This window comes from Achromobacter veterisilvae, from assembly GCF_900496975.1.
Taxonomy (GTDB): domain Bacteria; phylum Pseudomonadota; class Gammaproteobacteria; order Burkholderiales; family Burkholderiaceae_B; genus Achromobacter; species Achromobacter veterisilvae.
Genome location: NZ_UFQC01000068.1, coordinates 1 through 18,144, shown reverse-complemented (window position 1 = coordinate 18,144; position 18,144 = coordinate 1). Strand labels below are relative to the sequence as shown.

The 18,144-nt window shown below is 66.5% G+C and carries 17 protein-coding genes; 3 read left to right on the top strand and 14 right to left on the bottom strand.

Annotated elements, in window-relative coordinates:
- The 13 genes from AVE30378_RS31500 to flgB form a co-directional block, all read right to left on the bottom strand.
- On the bottom strand, window positions 1-1,013 hold a 1,013-nt coding region (locus tag AVE30378_RS31500; RefSeq protein ID WP_129246992.1), incomplete at its 3' end, for a Tar ligand binding domain-containing protein.
- Window positions 1,014-1,113: 100 nt separating this feature from the next.
- Window positions 1,114-2,982 carry a methyl-accepting chemotaxis protein gene (locus AVE30378_RS31495; RefSeq protein WP_129246990.1) on the bottom strand — a complete coding sequence of 623 codons (1,869 nt, stop codon included), beginning with the start codon at window positions 2,980-2,982 and terminating at the stop codon, window positions 1,114-1,116.
- A 140-nt stretch (window positions 2,983-3,122) separates the two neighbouring features.
- Entirely contained in the window at window positions 3,123-4,370 is a 1,248-nt protein-coding gene (gene flgL / locus AVE30378_RS31490) for a flagellar hook-associated protein FlgL (RefSeq protein WP_129246988.1), read from the bottom strand.
- Between the two features lie 47 nt (window positions 4,371-4,417).
- Window positions 4,418-6,091, bottom strand: a complete 1,674-nt coding sequence (flgK, locus tag AVE30378_RS31485; protein ID WP_129246986.1) for a flagellar hook-associated protein FlgK — start codon at window positions 6,089-6,091, stop codon at window positions 4,418-4,420.
- 73 nt (window positions 6,092-6,164) lie between these two features.
- Entirely contained in the window at window positions 6,165-7,142 is a 978-nt protein-coding gene (gene flgJ / locus AVE30378_RS31480) for a flagellar assembly peptidoglycan hydrolase FlgJ (RefSeq protein ID WP_129246984.1), read from the bottom strand.
- 5 nt (window positions 7,143-7,147) lie between these two features.
- Entirely contained in the window at window positions 7,148-8,275 is a 1,128-nt protein-coding gene (locus AVE30378_RS31475; RefSeq protein WP_129246982.1) for a flagellar basal body P-ring protein FlgI, read from the bottom strand.
- 32 nt (window positions 8,276-8,307) lie between these two features.
- Window positions 8,308-8,997, bottom strand: a complete 690-nt coding sequence (locus AVE30378_RS31470) for a flagellar basal body L-ring protein FlgH (protein ID WP_129246980.1) — start codon at window positions 8,995-8,997, stop codon at window positions 8,308-8,310.
- A complete protein-coding gene (flgG, locus tag AVE30378_RS31465; protein ID WP_129246978.1) occupies window positions 8,997-9,782 on the bottom strand; it encodes a flagellar basal-body rod protein FlgG in 786 nt (261 codons plus the stop codon). Before flgG ends, AVE30378_RS31470 begins: the two co-directional genes overlap by 1 nt.
- A gap of 64 nt (window positions 9,783-9,846) precedes the next feature.
- The gene (locus AVE30378_RS31460) at window positions 9,847-10,611 is read right to left on the bottom strand and encodes a flagellar basal body rod protein FlgF (RefSeq protein ID WP_129246976.1); all 765 of its coding nucleotides are present in this window, start codon (window positions 10,609-10,611) and stop codon (window positions 9,847-9,849) included.
- Window positions 10,612-10,783: 172 nt separating this feature from the next.
- The gene (locus AVE30378_RS31455) at window positions 10,784-12,280 is read right to left on the bottom strand and encodes a flagellar hook-basal body complex protein (RefSeq protein WP_129246973.1); all 1,497 of its coding nucleotides are present in this window, start codon (window positions 12,278-12,280) and stop codon (window positions 10,784-10,786) included.
- Window positions 12,281-12,352: 72 nt separating this feature from the next.
- Window positions 12,353-13,051: a flagellar hook capping FlgD N-terminal domain-containing protein gene (locus AVE30378_RS31450; protein WP_129246972.1), complete on the bottom strand. Its 699-nt coding sequence runs from the start codon at window positions 13,049-13,051 to the stop codon at window positions 12,353-12,355.
- 19 nt (window positions 13,052-13,070) lie between these two features.
- A complete protein-coding gene (flgC, locus tag AVE30378_RS31445) occupies window positions 13,071-13,490 on the bottom strand; it encodes a flagellar basal body rod protein FlgC (RefSeq protein WP_129246969.1) in 420 nt (139 codons plus the stop codon).
- A gap of 22 nt (window positions 13,491-13,512) precedes the next feature.
- The gene (gene flgB, locus AVE30378_RS31440) at window positions 13,513-13,920 is read right to left on the bottom strand and encodes a flagellar basal body rod protein FlgB (protein WP_129246967.1); all 408 of its coding nucleotides are present in this window, start codon (window positions 13,918-13,920) and stop codon (window positions 13,513-13,515) included.
- A 176-nt stretch (window positions 13,921-14,096) separates the two neighbouring features.
- Here flgB and flgA point away from each other — a divergent pair, with 176 nt between their 5' ends.
- From flgA to AVE30378_RS31425, 3 genes are all read left to right on the top strand, one after another.
- On the top strand, window positions 14,097-14,810 hold the full coding sequence (gene flgA, locus AVE30378_RS31435) for a flagellar basal body P-ring formation chaperone FlgA (protein ID WP_129246965.1): 714 nt from the start codon (window positions 14,097-14,099) through the stop codon (window positions 14,808-14,810).
- A 131-nt stretch (window positions 14,811-14,941) separates the two neighbouring features.
- Window positions 14,942-15,235 (top strand): flagellar biosynthesis anti-sigma factor FlgM, encoded by a 294-nt coding sequence (gene flgM / locus AVE30378_RS31430; RefSeq protein ID WP_129246963.1) that lies wholly within the window; start codon window positions 14,942-14,944, stop codon window positions 15,233-15,235.
- 31 nt (window positions 15,236-15,266) lie between these two features.
- Complete coding sequence (locus AVE30378_RS31425) at window positions 15,267-15,755, top strand: flagella synthesis protein FlgN (protein WP_129246961.1); 489 nt, start codon at window positions 15,267-15,269, stop codon at window positions 15,753-15,755.
- 195 nt (window positions 15,756-15,950) lie between these two features.
- On the opposite strand, the gene flhF is transcribed toward AVE30378_RS31425, so the two are convergent.
- The gene (gene flhF, locus AVE30378_RS31420; RefSeq protein WP_244235198.1) at window positions 15,951-18,083 is read right to left on the bottom strand and encodes a flagellar biosynthesis GTPase FlhF; all 2,133 of its coding nucleotides are present in this window, start codon (window positions 18,081-18,083) and stop codon (window positions 15,951-15,953) included.
- Window positions 18,084-18,144 lie beyond the last annotated feature (61 nt).

Genomic DNA, 18,144 nt, shown 5'->3' with positions numbered 1-18,144 from the left:
CGTTCCGCCACGTCCGACGCGCTGGCCGCCAGTTGATTGGCCTGGCGCGCGTTGTCCGCGTTCTGCTTCACCGTCGAGGCCAACTCTTCCATCGACGCCGCCGTTTCCTCCAGCGACGCCGCCTGCTCTTCCGTGCGGCTGGACAGGTCCGTGTTGCCCGCCGAGATCTCGCGCGAGCCCACGTTGATTTCGTCCACGCCGCGGCGCACCGTCGTCACCGTGCGGGCCAGGCTTTCCTGCATGCGCTTGACCGCCGCCATCAGCGTGCCGATTTCATTGGTGGACTCCACCTCCACCCGCACCGTCAGGTCGCCGGCGGCGATCTTGTCGAAACTGTCGCTGACCGCGCGCAAGGGGCGCAGCACGACGCGGTTCATGAACAGGAACGCGCCCAGCCACACCGCCAGGATCACCACGGCCAGCGCGATGAAGACGATCGCCATCGTCGCCGATTGCGAGCGCGCCGATCCCACGAGTTCTTCGCTATAGGCGGTGATGTTGTCCGCGAACGCGCTCAAGCGCTGCGAGAACGCCCCGCTGGCCGCGCCCGCCTTGGTGTTCTTCAGCGACAGATAAGCGGCCGAGTCGCCTTTTTCCAGGGCCGACATCATGGATTGGAGCGCATCGGCGAACAAATTGAACGACGACAGGAGTTCGCTTTCGGCGGCCTTGCCCACTTCCGTGGTCTTCGGAATCGCCTTGAAGGCTTCCATCTTCTTCTTGGCGTCGCCGACCAGTTGCTGCACCGTGCGCGTGTTCTCCGCCGCGCCGCCAGAGTCGCCGGCGCTGCGCTGCGCCGCCGCGATGTCGGCGCGTATGGTGGCGCGCAGCATCTGCGTATAGGAGTCCTTGATCAAATTGGCTTGCTGGACGCTCAAGGTATCCAGGGCGTTGATCGCCTCGGTACTGGAGCGCATGCCGTTCCAGCCCAGCACGATCGCGGCAAGCGCGGCCAAGGCAACCGCCAACTGGGCCAGCATGAGGCCCGTGCGCACCTTCAGATTGCTAAACATTTCCATGTATTCCGGTAATCGTCCCGGCGGCGATCCTGCCGCCGGGCCGTAAAAGGGATAGCTTTACTGCATGGTCACAAAGCACTGGCGGATCGCTCCGTCAGAAAGATTCCCAATCGTCGTCCGACGGCGCCTGCCGCCGGTTGGCGGACGGCCGGACGGGCGCGGCGTCGGTCGCGTCCGCCGTCCGGCTGGCCGGCCGGCGCGGACGGACTGACGAAGCCGCCGCGGCCGGCTTGGGCCGGGCCACCTGCGTCAGGCGAGGCGCGGCAGCGGCCTTCGGCGCTTGCGCGGCGGGCTCGGCACGTTCCGCTCGTTCAACGGGAGCCGCGGCAGCGGGCGTCTTGACCGCCGGCGCCGGCATGCGCGGAGCGCTGCGGGGCTGCGCCAACTGCTGGGCGGGCACTTCGATGACTTCGCCCGCGTTGATCTTGAACACGGAGACCGCCTCGGCCAGGCGCTGCGCCTGCTCTTGCAGCGAACCCGCCGCCGCGGCCGCCTCTTCCACCAGCGCCGCGTTCTGCTGCGTCACTTCGTCCATCTGCGACACCGCGCGGTTGACCTGGTCGATGCCGCTGGACTGCTCCTCGGACGCCGCCGAGATCTCGCCCATGATGTCCGTCACCCGCTTCACCGACGCCACAATCTCCTGCATCGTCGCGCCCGCGCGCTCCACCTGCTGCGAGCCCGCGCCGACCTTCGTGACCGAGTCCTCGATCAGGCCCTTGATTTCCTTGGCCGCCTGCGCGCTGCGCTGCGCCAGCGAGCGAACCTCGCCCGCCACCACCGCGAAGCCCTTGCCCTGCTCGCCCGCGCGCGCCGCTTCCACCGCCGCGTTCAGCGCCAGGATGTTCGTCTGGAACGCAATGCCGTCGATCACCGACACGATCTCGGAAATCTTGCGCGAGCTGGCCGAGATCTCCTGCATGGTGTTGACCACTTCCGACACCGCCGAACCGCCGCGTTCCGCCACGTCCGACGCGCTGGCCGCCAGTTGATTGGCCTGGCGCGCGTTGTCCGCGTTCTGCTTCACCGTCGAAGCCAACTCTTCCATCGACGCCGCCGTTTCCTCCAGCGACGCCGCCTGTTGTTCGGTGCGGCTGGACAGGTCGGCATTGCCCGCCGAGATCTCGCGCGAGCCCACGTTGATTTCGTCCACGCCGCGGCGCACCAACGCCACCGTGCGGGTCAGGCTTTCCTGCATGCGCTTGACCGCCGCGAACAGGTGGCCGATTTCGTTGGTGCTGCGCACCTCGATGCGGCCGGTGAAATCGCCGGCGGAGATTTTCTCGAAATGGCTGCCGGCCTCATGCAGCGGCCGCAGCACGGTGCGATTGATGAAGATCCAGCACCCCAGCGCCAGCGCCAGGGCGATCGCCAGCATCACGATAGTGACAGTGCGCGACACACCGTGCGCCGCCCCGGCCTGGGCGATCAATTCGTCGGTGCTCGCGTCCACGAAAGCCAGGACTTCGCCCACCGCGTCGCGCAGCGCCGCGTTCGCCGCCGTGCCGGCATCGTTCAGATCCAGATATTCCTGCACCGCCATGGAGGACAACGCCGCCGCCTGCCGCTTGACCAGGCCGTCGAACTGCCTGTAGGCGCTTTCCAGCTTGCCGTTCACCGCCTCGGAACCCGGCAGGCGCGGCGCCTTGCTGTAGGCGTCGAGCGCCTTGGCGCCGTCCTGCATCAGCTTTTCCGCGCGCTGGGCCTGCGATGTCGCCTGTTCGGTCTTGCCCTGCTGCATATCCATCAGCGAATTCGCCAGCAGCAGGCGGCCGCTCACGAACAGGCTGTAGGCGCGGTTCACCTGCGCCGCCTGCGTGGAATAGGCTTCATTGACCTGGTCCAGCTTCTGGCTGCTGGAGTCCAGCCCCATCCACGCCACGCCATTGGATATGAACATGGCGCCCGTGAAGAGCAGCAGCACCAGAATGAGGCAGGTGCGAACTTTCAAATTGACAAGCATGAAATATCCGAGCGTTGAGCGACGTGAACCTACGATTTCCTACCGTGCACGCAACCACGGACGCCCCGGCCTTGGGCCAGCAGCGTCCGCAAGCGCGCTATTCGCCGCGCCCCACGGGCGCGGCCTGGAACTCCACCGCGTTACTTGCGGCTGAAAAGACTGGAACCCTGGATGGTCATGAAGGCAGCCGAAGCCGCCTGCAGCGCGACCTGGCGCAATGCAAGCTGGCTGGCGCCTTGGTAATAATCCAGGTCTTCCAGGTCCGACAGGGATTTGGCGTACGACAGGCCCTTTTGCGTTCCGGTCGCATCCAACGCGTCCAACTCGTTCATGCGGGCGCCGACCGACGCATTGACCGTCAACACGTTGTCGTAGGCGCTCGCCAACTTCTTGTTGGCGGTCGCCAACTCGTTGTTCAGCCTTGCCGTGGCCACCGGGTCGCCGGCGCTGGGCGCGTCCAGGGCGGAGATCAGGCTGTCCAAGGTGGCGAAGACGTCCATGTCGGCCGACTGGATGCTCTCCACGTTGACCACGTCGCCCGCTTCGGGAGCCCCCTTGATCGCCACGGAGACTCCTCCGAAATCGATCGTTGCGCCGCTGACATAGGGCGTCGCGGGCTGCGCGGTATCCGGAACGGTGACGGGATTGGTGCCGTCGGCGTCGGTCGTGGTGACGCGGTAGCCCATCTCGCCGGTAACGGGATCGGCTTCGAACTCCACCGCGAAATTCTTGCCCAGATTCGGGCTGCCCGGCGTCACCGAGGCTGCGCCGAACTCCGCCGTGCCGGTGTTGGTTTCGGGCACCGAAGACACGTAGGTCTGCGATCCAGGGTTGGCGCGGCCGAAAATGTCCTTGCCCAGATCGCTGGTGGAAAGCTGCCGGCTCTGGTCGACCTGGACGGTCCGCTCGCCGGTCGACCCGCTATAGACGATCTTGCCCGACGCGTCCGTGGAATACGGCATCACGTTGCCGTCGTTGCCCGAGAACAGGTACTGGCCGTTGCCGTCCGTCGCGTTCGCCAGGCCCAGCAAGGCTTCGCGCGTGCTCTTGAGCGCCGTGGACAACGCCTGGCGATCGCTGTCGGACAGCACGCCGCCCGCCTGGATGATGCGCGTCCGCGCTTCCTGCAGGATGTTCGTCACCGCATCCAGGGTGTTGCTTTCCTGGCCCAGATTCGTATTGGCGGTCTGGCGGTTCATTGCGTACGCCGAGTTCATGCTCTGCGTCTGCGCGACACCGATGGCCAGCGCCGCCGCCAGGGGATCATCCGCCGGGCTCAGGTTCTTGCGCCCGCTGCCGATCTGCTCGACCAGGCGGTTCATGTCGGATTCCTGAGCAAGAACGCCGCTCAGGCCGTTCGTGTACATCATCGTGGTACTCAGGCGCATGGTGCAACTCCGAAAGTCTCTTTAGTCATCACAATTCAACGGTCCGGTCAGCCGCGCAGGCCCAGCAGCGTGTCGAAAATGGTGCTGGCCACATCGATGATGCGAGCGCTGGCCTGGTATTGCTCTTGATACAGCGACAGGCTGACGTATTCTTCGTTCAGGTTGACGCCCGACACCGACTGCTGGGCGGCCGTCGTCTGCTTGATCAGATTCACTTGCGCCGTGGCGGCCGCCTTGACCTGCGCGGTCTGCACCCCTACCGTGTTCACGACCTGCGCGAACATGTCGGTCGTGCTCATCGTGCCGTGGCCCAGGACCTTGGCGTTTTCCAGTTGCGCGAGCTTGAGCGCGTTCTTGCCGTTGGCGTCGCCGCCGTCCGCGTCGGCCGCTGCGATCTTTTCCGGATCGCGGATCAGGACGTCGATGTCGCGAGCGGCGTCGCGCGTGGGCGACAGCGACCACTTGTCGCCCGCCTGGGGCGGCGCGTCGATCGTCAGGGTGACGCCCATTTCGCTGTCCAGGTCCAGCGTCGCGTTGGGCGGCGTGCCGGTGGCGGGGCCGTTATAGACCCGCACGCCTTCCGGCAGGCGCACGACCTGGTAATTCGTGCCGTCGAACGAAATCTCGTAGTCCTTGGCGTTGATATTGTCCAGGTTCGTGAAGGTGCCCGAGATCTGCGCGTTGCTCTTGTTCTGGGTATTGGGCACGGCCGCGGGGGAACCGATGCTGAAGAAGTCGGTGCCGGGATCGCCGTTCTGGTCCAGACCTTGCTTGTGCTGTTCGTTGAACGACAGCGCCAGGCCGACCGCCATCTGGCCCAATTGGTTCTGCATCACGTCCAGCGACGAGGAGCGGAACTGCAGCAGGCCGCCCAGCTTGCCGCCGGTGACTTCGCTGTCGTCGAGCTCCACGGCCACGGTCTTGCCCGAACCCGCCGGCAAGGTATAGGCCAGCACCGTGCGGCCGGCATCCTTGGACGAGGCCACCGCCTGCAGCGGGTAGATGCTGTTGCCGGACAGCAGCGACTGGCCGCCGCTGGCCAGGGAAATGCTGATCTTGTCGCCCTGCTCGTACGTCGTGATGCCGATCAACTGGTTCAGTTCCATCACGGCCTGGTCGCGCTGGTCGAGCAGGTCGTTCGGGGGGCTGCCGCCCGCCTTGCCGGTAGCCAGCGAAATCTGCGTATTCAGGTCGTCGATGCGGGACAGGTAGCTGTTGACCTGCTCCACCGTCGTCGTGATCTGCGTATTCAGCCCTTCGCGCTGGTTCTGCATTTCGGTGTAGGCCGAACGGATCTGCGTGGCCAGGCTGTTGGCCTTGCCCAGCAGATCGGCGCGCGCGGCCGGGTCCGCGGGCTTGCTGGCCACGGTGTTCATACTGGTGAAGAAATTGTTCAGGCCCGGCGCGATGCCGACCGTGCGGTCCGCGAACAGGTTGTTGACCTGCGACACCTGGTCCAGTTGGGCTTGCAACTGGGCGCCGCTGCCCTGCGCGCCGACGAGCTGCTTGTACAGGAAGCTGTCGTAACTGCGCACGACCGTGTCCACCTGGACGCCGCGGCCGATGTATCCATTGGTGGTCGCCTGGGCGCCGGCGGTGGACACCATGACGCGCTGACGGTTGTAACCGACCGTCGTGGCGTTGTTGATGTTATGACTGGTGGTTGCCAGGCCTGCCTGAGCCGCGTTCAGCCCGCCCAATGCCGTTTTGTACAAATTCATGCTGACAATGCCCCGTATTTAACCGCGACCGATATGACTGGATACTCCATTAACGGCAGCGGACGACGTGAATTTAGAGTCCTTCCAACATCTGGCGAGAAATTTCCACCTTGGAAGCCGCGCCCCGTAGCTGGCTCATGACACCGATCAGCTTCTGGGCGTACTGCGGATCGGTCGCGTAGCCCGCGTCCTGTATCCGCCGGGCCGCCTCGATCTCGTTGCGCGCCTGCGCCACGCTCTCGTAGCGCGGGCTGTTGCCGATGAGGCGGGCGTAGTCCGCGAACGATTCCTCGTAGGAGGCGTAGGCGCGGAAAGGTTGCGTCACCTTTTTAGCCACGCCGTCTTCGTATTCGGTCGTGAGCACGTTGACGACCCTGCCCTTCCAGTTGGCGCCCGCCTTGATGCCGAAAAGGTTGTAGCTGGTGCTGCCGTCGTCGTGCTTGATCTCGCGCTTGCCCCAGCCGGACTCCAGCGCCGCCTGGCCCATGATCAGGCGGGCCGGCACGCCGCTGTGCTGCGAGGCCAGGTTGGCCGCGCGCGCCATCTTCGACACGAAGTCGACGACGTGTTCGGGCGCGCCCTCGGCGGCCGCCAGGGCCCGGTCGCTGGGACGGTTGTTGCGCATCACGTTCAGCAGCGCCGACACCTCCCGCGAACCGCCCGTGCGGAAATCGAGGTCGCCGCCCTGCCCGATGCGCTTGACGGCGTCTTCCGGCACGTCGCCCGGCTTGCCTTCCTGCATCTGCGCCAGGATGGCCTGGGACAGGCCGATGCCCGGCGTCGCCAGGTGCAGCGCCAGTTGCTCGTCGGCCATCGATTGCAGCATCTGCGTCTGCTGCGAATCGAACAGCCCCTCCTTGGGCGTGGCCTCGCGCATGCGCTTGAGCATCATCTGGAGGAACAGGGCCTCGAACTGCCTGGCCACCTGTTTCTGCTGTTCGGTGCCCGCGGGATCTTTCTTGACGTCGCGCTTCAGGTCCGACAGGCGCCCCATGTCGAAGACCGAATCCTGCCGTTGGGCGCCGCGCGCCGCGTCTTGGGTATATGCCATCGCCGTCAGATGATTTCCAGTTCGGCGCGCAGGGCGCCCGCGGATTTCATGGCCTGCAGGATCGCCAGCAGGTCCTGCGGCGTTGCGCCCAGGGCATTCAGGCCCTTGACCACGTCGGCCAGGTTGGCGCTGGTGCTGACGCGCTGCAGGGATCCGTTGTCCTGGCGCACTTCGATCTGGGTATTGGGCACCACCACCGTCTGCCCTTCCGTGAACGGCGTGTCCGGCTGCGATACCTGGTTCTGCCGGTTGATGATCACCGAGAGATTGCCGTGCGCCACCGCGGCTTCTTCGATCATGACGGTGCGGTTCATGACGACCGAACCCGTGCGGGCGTTGATGATCACCTTGGCCACCGTGGGCGCGCGGGCGACCTGCAGGTCTTCCACCAGCGACAGGAAGCGCGCCTGCGACGCCTGTTCCATGGGGGTGCGCACCTGCACCACGCGGCCGTCCAGGGCCGCGGCCGTGCCCTGGCCGAACTTCTTGTTGAGGGCGGCCGCCACGTTCTGGGCGGTGCCGAAATCCGTGTTGTTCAGTTCAACGTGGATGTAGCCGTCGCGCGAGAACGTGGTGGGCACCGAACGCTCGACGATAGCGCCCGCGCTGATGCGGCCGCCGTTCAACTGGTTGATCTGCACGCTGGAGCCGCCCGCGGAAGCGCCCGCGCCGCCCACCAGGATATTGCCCTGGGCGATGGCGTAGACCTGGCTGTCGGCGCCCTTGAGCGGTGTCATCAGCAAGGTGCCGCCGCGCAGGCTCTTGGCGTTGCCCATGGAGGACACCACCACGTCCAGCGTCTGGCCGGGCCGCGCGAAGGCGGGCAGCGTCGTCGTGACCATGACGGCCGCGACGTTCTTCAATTGCATATTGCTGCCCGAAGGCACGGTGATGCCAAGCTGCGACAGCATGTTGGTCAGGCTTTGCTGCGTGAACGGCGTCTGGCGAACCTGGTCGCCGCTGCCGTCCAGGCCCACGACCAGGCCGTAGCCGATCAGTTGGTTGCCCCGCACGCCCTGGATCGAGGCCAGGTCCTTGAGCCGTTCGGCGTGCGCCGGGCCGACGCCGGCCAGCATGCCCGCGGCGACGCAGGCGCGCGCCAGCAGGCGGAAGAAGAAAACAGCGTGTTTCATGTCAATTGTCCAGGGCGCCCATGCATAGAACGTCAGAACGGCGATGCCATCAGGAAGAAGCGTTGCAGCCAGCCCATGGTCTGCACTTCGTCCATGACGCCCTTGCTGCGGTATTCAATGCGGGCGTCGGCCACCTGCGTGGACGACACGGTGTTCGTGCCGGTAATGGAGCGCGGGTCCACCACGCCGGAGAAGCGCACGTATTCGCTGCCGCGGTTGATGGCGATCTGCTTTTCGCCCGCCACCTGCAGGTTGCCGTTGGACATCACGCCCACCACCGTCGTGGTGATGGTGCCCGTGAAGGCGTTGTTGGCCGTGCTGTCGCCCTTGCCCTGCGACACGTTCCCACCCTTGGCGTCGGTGTTCAGGTTGGCGTTGGCCCAGCCGTCCATGAAGGACGGCGCCGCGGCGATGCCCAGGCTGGCGCTTCCGCTGCGGTTGGTGTTCGTGGCGACGTTCTTGGACGCGTTCGTCTTCTCGTTGAGCACGATGGTGACGATGTCCCCCACGTTGCGCGGCCGGCGGTCCTCGAACAGCGGATAGTTGCCGTAGGTCGTGGGCTGGTAGATCGAGCCCGTGGGCTGCGCCGAAGGCATGGGCGGCACCGGCGGCGCGGCCGTCGTCGGCCCGGTCACGATGGGTTCGGGCGGAATCATGGCGCAGCCGGCCATCGATATGGCCAGGGCCGCGCTCGTCGCCAGGCGCAGTACAGACATGGGCATCACAGTTGCGTCAGGCGGGCCAGCATTTCGTCCGAGGTCTTGACGGCCTTGCTGTTCATTTCGTATGCGCGCTGCGTGGTGATCATGTTGACCAGTTCTTCGGCCACGTTCACGTTGGAGGTTTCGACGTAGTTCTGCATGATGGAACCGGCGCCGTCCACGCCCGGCTGCAACAGGTTGGCCGGGCCCGACGCGTCGGTTTCCAGGTACAGGTTTTCGCCGATGCTCTGCAGGCCGGTGGGGTTGATGAACGTCGCGATCTGCAACTGGCCGATCTGCACGTTCACGCCGGCGGCGCCCGGCTGGGTCACCGAGACCGTGCCGTCATTGCCGATGGTGAGCGACAAGGCGTTGTCGGGCACGTTGATCGGCGGCTGGATCACGTAGCCGCTGACCGTGGTCAGTTGCCCGTTCTGGTCGCGCTGCAGCGCGCCGTCGCGGGTGTAGCCCTGGGTGCCGTCGGGCAGTTCGATCTGCAGGAAGCCGCGGCCGTTGATGGCGATATCCATCTCGCTGCCCGTGTTGTTCAGGTTGCCCGCGGTGTGGATGCGCTCGGTCGCGGCCACGCGCGCGCCGGTGCCCAGTTGCAGCCCGGAGGGCAACTGGGTGGCATCCCCGACCTGGGCGCCGGGCTGGCGCAGCGTCTGGTACATCAGGTCCTGGAACACGGCGCGGCCGCGCTTGAACCCGTTGGTGGAGACGTTGGCCAGGTTGTTGGAAATCACGTCCATGGAGGTCTGCTGACCCTCCAGGCCCGTCTTGGCGATCCACAGCGAACGCATCATGATGAAGTACTCCTGGTGCCGCGGCCCGGCCGCGCGCAAAAATGGTTTTGAATCAGCCGCCGGATCAGGCGCTTATCGAAAGAAGGCCGTTGGCGCGCTCGGCGTTGCGGTCCGATTGCTGGATCACCTGCATCTGCTGCTCGAAGCGGCGCGCGTTCGCGATCATGCCGACCATCGCCGCCATCGGATTGGTATTGCTGCCTTCCAGCACGCCCGACAGCAGCCGCAGGCTGGGGTCGGCGGGCATAGGAGGCGCGGGCTGGCCATCGACCGGCGCCCGGCGGAACACGCCGTCGTCGCCATGCACCAGTTGTTCCTTCGGCGGGTCGGCCAGCTTGAGGCGGCCCAGGTTCAGGATGTTGTTCGGCGCATCGCCCGCGCCGATGGCGGTGATGGTGCCGTCCGAGGTGATCGTCAGCGCGGCCTGGTCGGGCACGTCGATGATGCCGCCCTGGTCCGACAGCACCGGCTGGCCCAGCGACGTTTGCAGCAGCCCATTGACGCCGACCTGCAGACTGCCGGCGCGGGTATAGGCTTCGCCCTGGGGCGTCTGCACGGCCAGCCAGCCGCGTTCGTCGGCGAGGGCCACGTCCAGGTCGCGGCCCGTGGTCTGCATCGTGCCCATCTGGAAGCTGTTGCCGGGCGTGGACGCCACCGTCGACACGCGCGTGGGCAGGCTCACGCCGTCGGTCACTGGAACCGACCGGTACAGCGCGATCTGCTCGCGAAAGCCCGGCGTGTTCACGTTGGCCATGTTGTTGCTCAACGCGGCCTGGTGCTCCGTGATGCGCGCCGCGCCATTCATCGCGGTGTAAATGATCCGATCCATTTCCTATTCCATCGCCATCGTCATCGAATATGCGTCCACGTTGCCCTCCCCGCCACAATCGGCCCTCTATAGCCGGTGCTCCCGGAGCGGGGCGCCGCGGATCCGGCTCCGCCGGTCCGCTGGCGCGCCCCCTGGAGGGGGAAGCGCCTGCGGCGCTTCGGGGGTGAGCCCTTTACTTCAGGTTCATCAGGACTTGCATGATTTCGTCCTGGGTCTTGATGGTCTGCGAATTGGCCTGGTAGGTGCGCTGGGCGACGATCATGTTGACCAGCTCCTTGCTCATGTCCACGTTGGAGGATTCCGTCGCCTGGCCCACCACCTTGGACAGGCCGTTGGTGCCCGGCTGGCCCAGGATGGGCTGGCCCGAGGCCGCCGTTTCCGTCCAGGCGTTGTTGCCCACCGGCTGCAAGCCTTGCAGGTTCGAGAAATCGGCCAGCACGATGGTGCCCACGATCTGGGTTTCGCCGTTGGTGTAGCTGGCGACCAGGCTGCCGTCGCCGCCGATGTTGATGCCGCTGAATTCACCCGAGGTGTAGCCGTCCGGCTTTGCCACCAGCTTGTAGTTGCTGCCGTACTGCGTGGTGCCGGTGTAGTCCAGCGCGATGTTCAGGGGATCGGCCGGAGTCGTGGTGCCGCCCGGATCCGCGAAGCTCAGGTTCACAATCGGCGCGCTGGTCATCGTGCCCGCATTGTTGAAGGTCAGCTTCTGGGGATTTCCCCAGGCGCCGCTGGCTTCCGTGGTCGGCGCCATGGCCTTGCCGTCCATGGTGTAGTAGACGTCATATTCACTGCCGGACCCGCCCGCGGGGCGCTTGACGAAGTACTGCATCACCTGGTGCGAATTGCCCAGGGAGTCGTACACGGTCATGGGCGAAGCGTTGGTGTAGCTGCTGGAGACGGTCGGATCGAAAGGCTTGGCCAGCTCCATCACGGCCGCCGTGTAATTCTTGTAGCCAGGCACCTGGGTGATATCCCCGGCCGTAATGCCACCGGGAAGAGCGGACGCGGAGTCGATGGTGATCAGGTTCGGCGCAGCACCATAGTCGCCGTCGGGCGGCGCACTCACCCAGTCAATTTCGCCCGCCCCATTGCGGGTGAAAGTGTAGGTCCCGTCGACCGCCGGCGGCGCGGCCGCAGTCAACGTGACCGAACCGTTGACGGGCGGCGCGATCTGCGTATCCGTCAGGTAGATGACCTTGGCGTTCGCGTCCAGGTTGGCCACCGTCGTGGCCGTGGCCGTCGCCCTCGGCGCCACGTTGGCCATGGGCAGTTGCAGTTCCACCGGGTTCGCGCCGATGGCGCCGGCCGGGTAGCCGGTCAGGCGGTAGCCCTGGGCGTTCACGATGAAGTTGTTCTTGTCGACCAGGAATTCGCCGTTGCGGGTGTACATGACGGCGCCGCTCTGGTCGGTGACGCGGAACATGCCCTTGGCGCCGTCGATCGCGATGTCGTATTCACCGCCGCCGCCGTTGACCGTGCCCACGGTGAAGCGCTGGTTGATGGACGCGACCTTCACGCCCAGGCCGACGCGCGAACTGGCGTAGACGTCGGCGAACGACGTGGTCGACGACTTGAAGCCGACGGTGCCCGAGTTGGCGATGTTGTTGCCGATGACGTCCAGGTTCTGCGCCGCGGCGTTCAAGCCGCTCAATCCTTGTCCGAAGCCCATGTTTTTTCTCGCTAATCCTTAAACTGAGTGAAGCCGCCGCCCGTGCGCCGGCACCGATTCGCCGCGCCCGACTCAGGCGCCGATCACCTTGCGCACGTCCAGCATGCTGGTCTGGCCGTCCAGGCCCAGGTCCAGGCGCAGGCCGTTGGTGGAATACGCCACGCTCTTGACCAGACCGTAGCTCAGCACTTCCGAGTTCACCTTATTGCCATCGGCGTCGGTCGCCAGGACGGACACGGTGTACGCGCCCGGCTCCAGCGCCACGCCGCCGTCGTTCTTGCCATCCCAGTCCAGCGTGTACACGCCGGTCTCGCGCTCGCCCAGTTCGATGGTGCGCACCACCGCGCCGTTCGCGTCCGCGATGCGCACCTGCACCTTGGCCGCGTCGGCCTGCAGGTCCAGGCCGTAAGGCGTGACCACGCGCGCGTCGGCATTCTCGCCGTCCACGCCGACCTTGATCTTGGAGCCCGGGATCAGCACGCCCTTGCCGATCATCGACACCGCGTTCATCGACTGCGACACGTCGATCTGGCCGCTGATGGCCAGCATCGTGTTCTTCAGGTTGTTGATGCCTTCCACGGTGGAGATCTGCGCAAGCTGCGAAGTCAGCTCGGCGTTCTGCATCGGGTTCAGCGGATCCTGGTTCTGTAGCTGGGTCACCAGCAGCTTCAGGAACTGGTCCTGCAGGCCCTGCGCCGTGCTGCTGGAATAGGCGCCGGTCTGCGCAAGGCCCAGGCCGGTCTGGCTCGTGGTTTGGTCGACAGTGGTCATGGATTCACTTGTTCAAGAGTTAGGACTGGCCGATGGTCAGCGTCTTCTGCATCAGCGCCTTGGCGGTGTTGAGCACTTCGACGTTCGCCTGGTAGGAGCGCGACGCGGCGATCATGTTCACCGTCTCGGCGACCGGATCGACGTTGGGCATGCTGACGTAGCCCTGGGCGTCCGCCATGGGATGCTGGGGGTCGTAGACCTGCTTCAGGGGAGACTGGTCCTGGACCACTCCCGCCACGCGCACTCCGCCGATCTCCTGCCCCAGCGCCTGGCCGGCGGCCGGGTTGACCTGGAAGACGACCTGGCGGGCGCGGTAGGGCTGGCCGTCCGGGCCGACCACGCTTTCGGCGTTGGCCATGTTGCTGGCCGCGACGTTCATGCGCTGCGATTGCGCGCTCAACGCCGAACCGGCGATATCAAAAATGCTCAGCAAGGACATTGCCTGGCGCTCCGTTCAATGATCATTCCTGGATTGCGGCCATCATGGTCCGGATACGGCCTGACAGCAGTTGCATGGTGCTCTGGTAGTGCAAGGTGTTATCGGCGAACTGCACGCGCTCGATGTCCATGTCCACCGTGTTGCCGTCCATGCTGGGCTGGTACGGCAGGCGGTACAGGAGGTCGGTGGGCCCCTGCGATACGGCCTTGGCCGGGATGTGGCGGGCGGACGTCAAGGTGAGCGACGTGTCCGACAGGCGCATGGTGCCTTCCATGGCATTCGCCATCGCCGTCTTGAAGTCGAAATCGCGGGCCTTGTAGTTGGGCGTATCGGCGTTGGCGATATTCGACGACAGCACTTCCTGGCGCTGCGCGCGCAGCCCCAGGGACTGCTGGAAGAAGCGGAAATCCTCGTTAAGCCTGTCTAGCATCGTGGCGCCTTCGTGCATTGCAATTCGGATGGACACGGGATCCCGGACGCACCGTTATCCCATTGGATGACGGCATCATAGGGGCCGGCGACCCGGCACAATCAGCCAAATAACCCGTCATTTCTCATCCAATTCACGTATTGCCAAGCGCCGCGGACTTCTACAATTCATCCATCATGAAAATCCCCGCAAGACGACTCCGCGCGCGCGCCGGCTGCCTGGCCGCCCTGCTGCTGCCCCTGGCGGCCGCGCAGGCCCAGGAAGCGGCGGCCCAGCCATCCGAGGCGATCGCGCTGGCCGCGCAAGCCTATCTGCAGGACCAGTTGGCCAACCTGCCCGGCCAGCCGTCGATCGCCATCGATCCGCCGCGGGCCGAGCGCCTGACGCCTTGCGATGCCATGTCCCCATTTATGCCTTCCGGCATGAAGCTGCGCTCGCGCATGACCGTGGGAGTGCGCTGCAACGCGCCCCGGCCCTGGACGACCTATGTGCAGGCGACGATCAGCGTGCCGGGCCAGTATTACGTCGCCTCGCGCCGGATCGCGGCCGGCCAGGCCCTGACGCCGGACGACCTGGCGCCCCGAGACGGCGACCTCATCGCCCTGCCCCCCGGCGCCATCACCGATCCCCAAACCGTGGTCGGCATGACCGCGGCCTACCGGATCAACGCCGGGCAGACGGTCCGGGGATCGTCGCTGCGCAACGCCCAGTCGGTGCTGCGCGGCGCCAATGTGCGCATCAACGCGCGCGGCAAGGGATTCGTGGTCAGCAGCGAGGGCCAGGCGCTGGACAACGCGGCGCCCGGCGCGACGGTGCAGGTGCGCACCGCCAGCGGCCAGGTGGTCAGCGGCATCGTGCGCAACGCCGGCCTGGTTGAAATTCAACTGTAGGGGTTGTTACATATCGCGTTGCGCCGGGGGCCCGCCTACCCTAAAGTTCCTTCCGGCCCTGTCGTTACAGAGACATAAGTAGTAGGCGGACCCGTCGCACAACCGACCCAGGACGCCCTGCGGAGATAATCTTGAAGATCAATTCCACCACCAACCGCCCCCTATCGGCGGATGCCGTCGGGAACCGCCCTGAATCCGCGGTCGCCCAGGCCTATGGCGCCGGCAGCGCCAGCGGCTCCAGCAGCTCGCAGGTGGCGCTGAGTTCGGCGTCGCGCAAGATGCTGGCGCTGCAAGACGGCTCGAACGACATCAATGTCGAGCGCGTGGCCGCCATCCGCGCCGCGATCGCCTCGGGCCAGCTCAAGATCGATACCGGCCGCATCGCGGACAGCCTGATCGCCAGCGCCCGAGACCTGTTGAAGTAAGCCCCCGCAACACTCCGACCCGAGCCGCAGCATGACCACCAGCCCAGCCCCCGTCGATTCCCTGCAATCCTGCATGAGGCAGGAAGACGCCCTGATCACCGAGTTCTCCGCCATCCTGGAAGAAGAGACCGAAGTGCTGGTGGGGCCGGGGAACGTGGGCGCGCTGCAGGAAATCACCGAACGCAAGAGCGGCGTGGCCCGCAAACTGGTGGACCTGAGCCAGGCGCGCGACACCCTGCTCGCCGAAATCGGCCTGCCCGGCGGGCACGCCGGCACCGAACAGGCCGCCGTGCTGCACCCGCAACTGGCCGGGATCTGGCAGGCCTTGCTGACGAAATCGGCGTCCGCCAATGAAATCAACCTGCGCAACGGCGCCCTGATCGACGTGCACCTGCGCTACACCCAGCAATCGCTGGACGCGCTGCGCAACCTGGGCGCGGCGGGCGCGCCCGCCACCTACGACGCGCGGGGCCGCGGCGCCCGCAGCGCGCCAGGCCGCAAACCCATCGTCGCGGGCTGATCATTCGCAGCACGCGTAGGATGGGTGGAGCGCGAGAGTTCTTAAGCTAGAACACTGCTATCCAGCGCGCGAAACCCATGCGGCCGCAATCGATTGTTTTCTGGCCGATGCCAGGCACTATCTGCCCACGGCCGCATGGGTTTCGCGCGTTCAGTACCGGGGTTCTAGCTTAAGAACTCTCGCGCTCCACCCATCCTACGCGGCTGTCATTTCCAGCATTGCGTACATTTTCAGCAAGGCCACCGGCAGCATGCGGCCGGATAGTTTGCGTTCCGTTCCCATGATGCCCGACAAGGGCCCTTGCACGACCTCCGCGGCCGAGGAATGCGCCAGTTGCCAGCACGCGGCGCCCATCTGTCCGGCGATCAGGGCCTGGCGCGCTAGCGCGTGGGCCCCATCGACGGCGGGCAGCGCCTGCCATGCGCTCGCCATATAGCGGAATCCGGCCTTGGCCTCGTCCTGCAGCACCAGCCAGCGCGCCACCGTGCCCGCGTCCGCCTGGGACGCCGGCAGATTGGTCATGCCGAACAACTGCCCGGCCACCTCGCCGCTGACCGTATCGATCAGCCGGGCGCACACCAGCCGGACCGGCGCGCTCTCGCCGCGGCCGGGCAACGCGACTTCGGTGCCCGAGGCCCAGAGCGCCAATGGCACGCGCTGGCCGTTCTTGACGCTGTGCAGTCCGGGCATGTCGCCGGGCTGGCCCACCGGCAGATAGCCCACGCTCTTGCCCACCGCATTCAGGTTGGTGGGGCATTCGTCCTGGATCACGCGCTGGCCGCCGGCGCTGCGCGCCACCCAGGAAACGCCCTGCCCGGTCAAGGACGGCCACAGGGCCGAAGTACCGGCCTCGAGGAGGTGCACGACCGGCAGGCGCGCCAGTTTCCCGCCCAGCCAGCCCACCCGCGCTTCCAGCGCCAGGGCCGCGTCCGGCTGGGCCGGCTCCGCCGGCGCGAACGACGACAGCGTGCCGTGCGGCAGTGCCAGTTGCTGCGAGGGAGCCGCCAGGGCCGCGCCCCGGTCGCTCATCAGGAGCGTGCTCAGCAGCGTCCCGCCCGGCAGGCCTTCTCCCTTCATGCCGGTCTTGCCGTGCACGGCCAGCAGATGCCGGTTGCAGGTGGCCGAAAACTCGCGGCGCACCATTTCCAGCGGCTCGTCGCCCAGAGCGGCCAGGCTGGCGCCGTCGCCCACGTATTCGCGCCAGGAGGCGCGCGCCTGGATGCAGGCCGGATCGCTTTCCAGCCACGCGATGGTGTCGTCCAGGTTCTGCGCGGCTTCGATCGAACCCGCCCCGCCCTGCGGACGCAGGATGGCCGAGGCCAGCAATTGCCGGCGGCGGGCCGGATCGCCGCCCTCGGCTTCGCGCGAGGACGAAACCAGCGACGCCAGGTCCGCCTCGCTGGGGGTGTAGAGCGCCCGCGCCCGTTCGACCATCGAGAACGCGCGGTCGATCAGCACGTCGGCGCGGGCCAGCTCCATGTGTTCCGGCACCTTCTGGCCGACCGACATGTAGTGGATCGGCAGGCGGTGGCGGATGGCGGTGTCCAGCGCCGCGCCCAGGCGGGTGGCCTCGTCCAGCTTGGTGATGATGCAGCCGGCCACGTCCTCGCCCACCCCATTGCGGTAGGCGTGGGCCACCTCGTCCAGCGTATCGCCCTGGCTGGCGGCGTTCAGCACCAGCAGCCGGCGCACGGGCTTGCCCGCATTGCACAGCATCGCCGCCTGCTCGGCCACCAGCCGGTCGCGCTGGCTGATGCCGGTGGTGTCGATCAGCACGATCTTGCGGTTGCCCAGTTCGGCCAGGATGCGGCGGAGTTCGCCCGCGTCGCGCACCGAATGGGCGGGGACGCCCATCAGGCGGCCGTAGATCTGCAATTGTTCCAGCGCGCCGATCCGGAAATTGTCGGTGGTCAGCATCGCCACCTGCTCGCGGCCCTCGCGCGCGACGCAGCGGGCGGCCAGCTTGGCCAGCGTCGTCGTCTTGCCGACGCCGGTCGGCCCGACCAGCGCATACACGCCGCCGCCCAGGAATTCGTCTTCGGAGCGCACCACGGGCAGGTGCGTCACCAGTTCATTGCGCGCCCAGCTCAGGGCGGCTTCCGGCGTCATTCCTTCCGGCAGGCGTTCGACCAGGGTGCGCACCAGCTTCGTGCTGAATCCCGCATCCAGCAGGCTGCGGAACAGCGCCGCGGCGGCGGGCTCGCGGCCCGGCCCCTGGCGACCGCCCCAGAGCAGGCCGTCCATGCGGCTTTCCAGGGCGCCGCGCAAGGCGCTGATCGCATCCTGCAGGCCGGCCGCCGCGTCGCCGGGCAAGGCGGCCTGCGGCATGGCCGGGGGCTGCCGCAGCGGCTAGATCGGAAGAGCGTCGTGTAGGGAAAGAGTGTTCCTT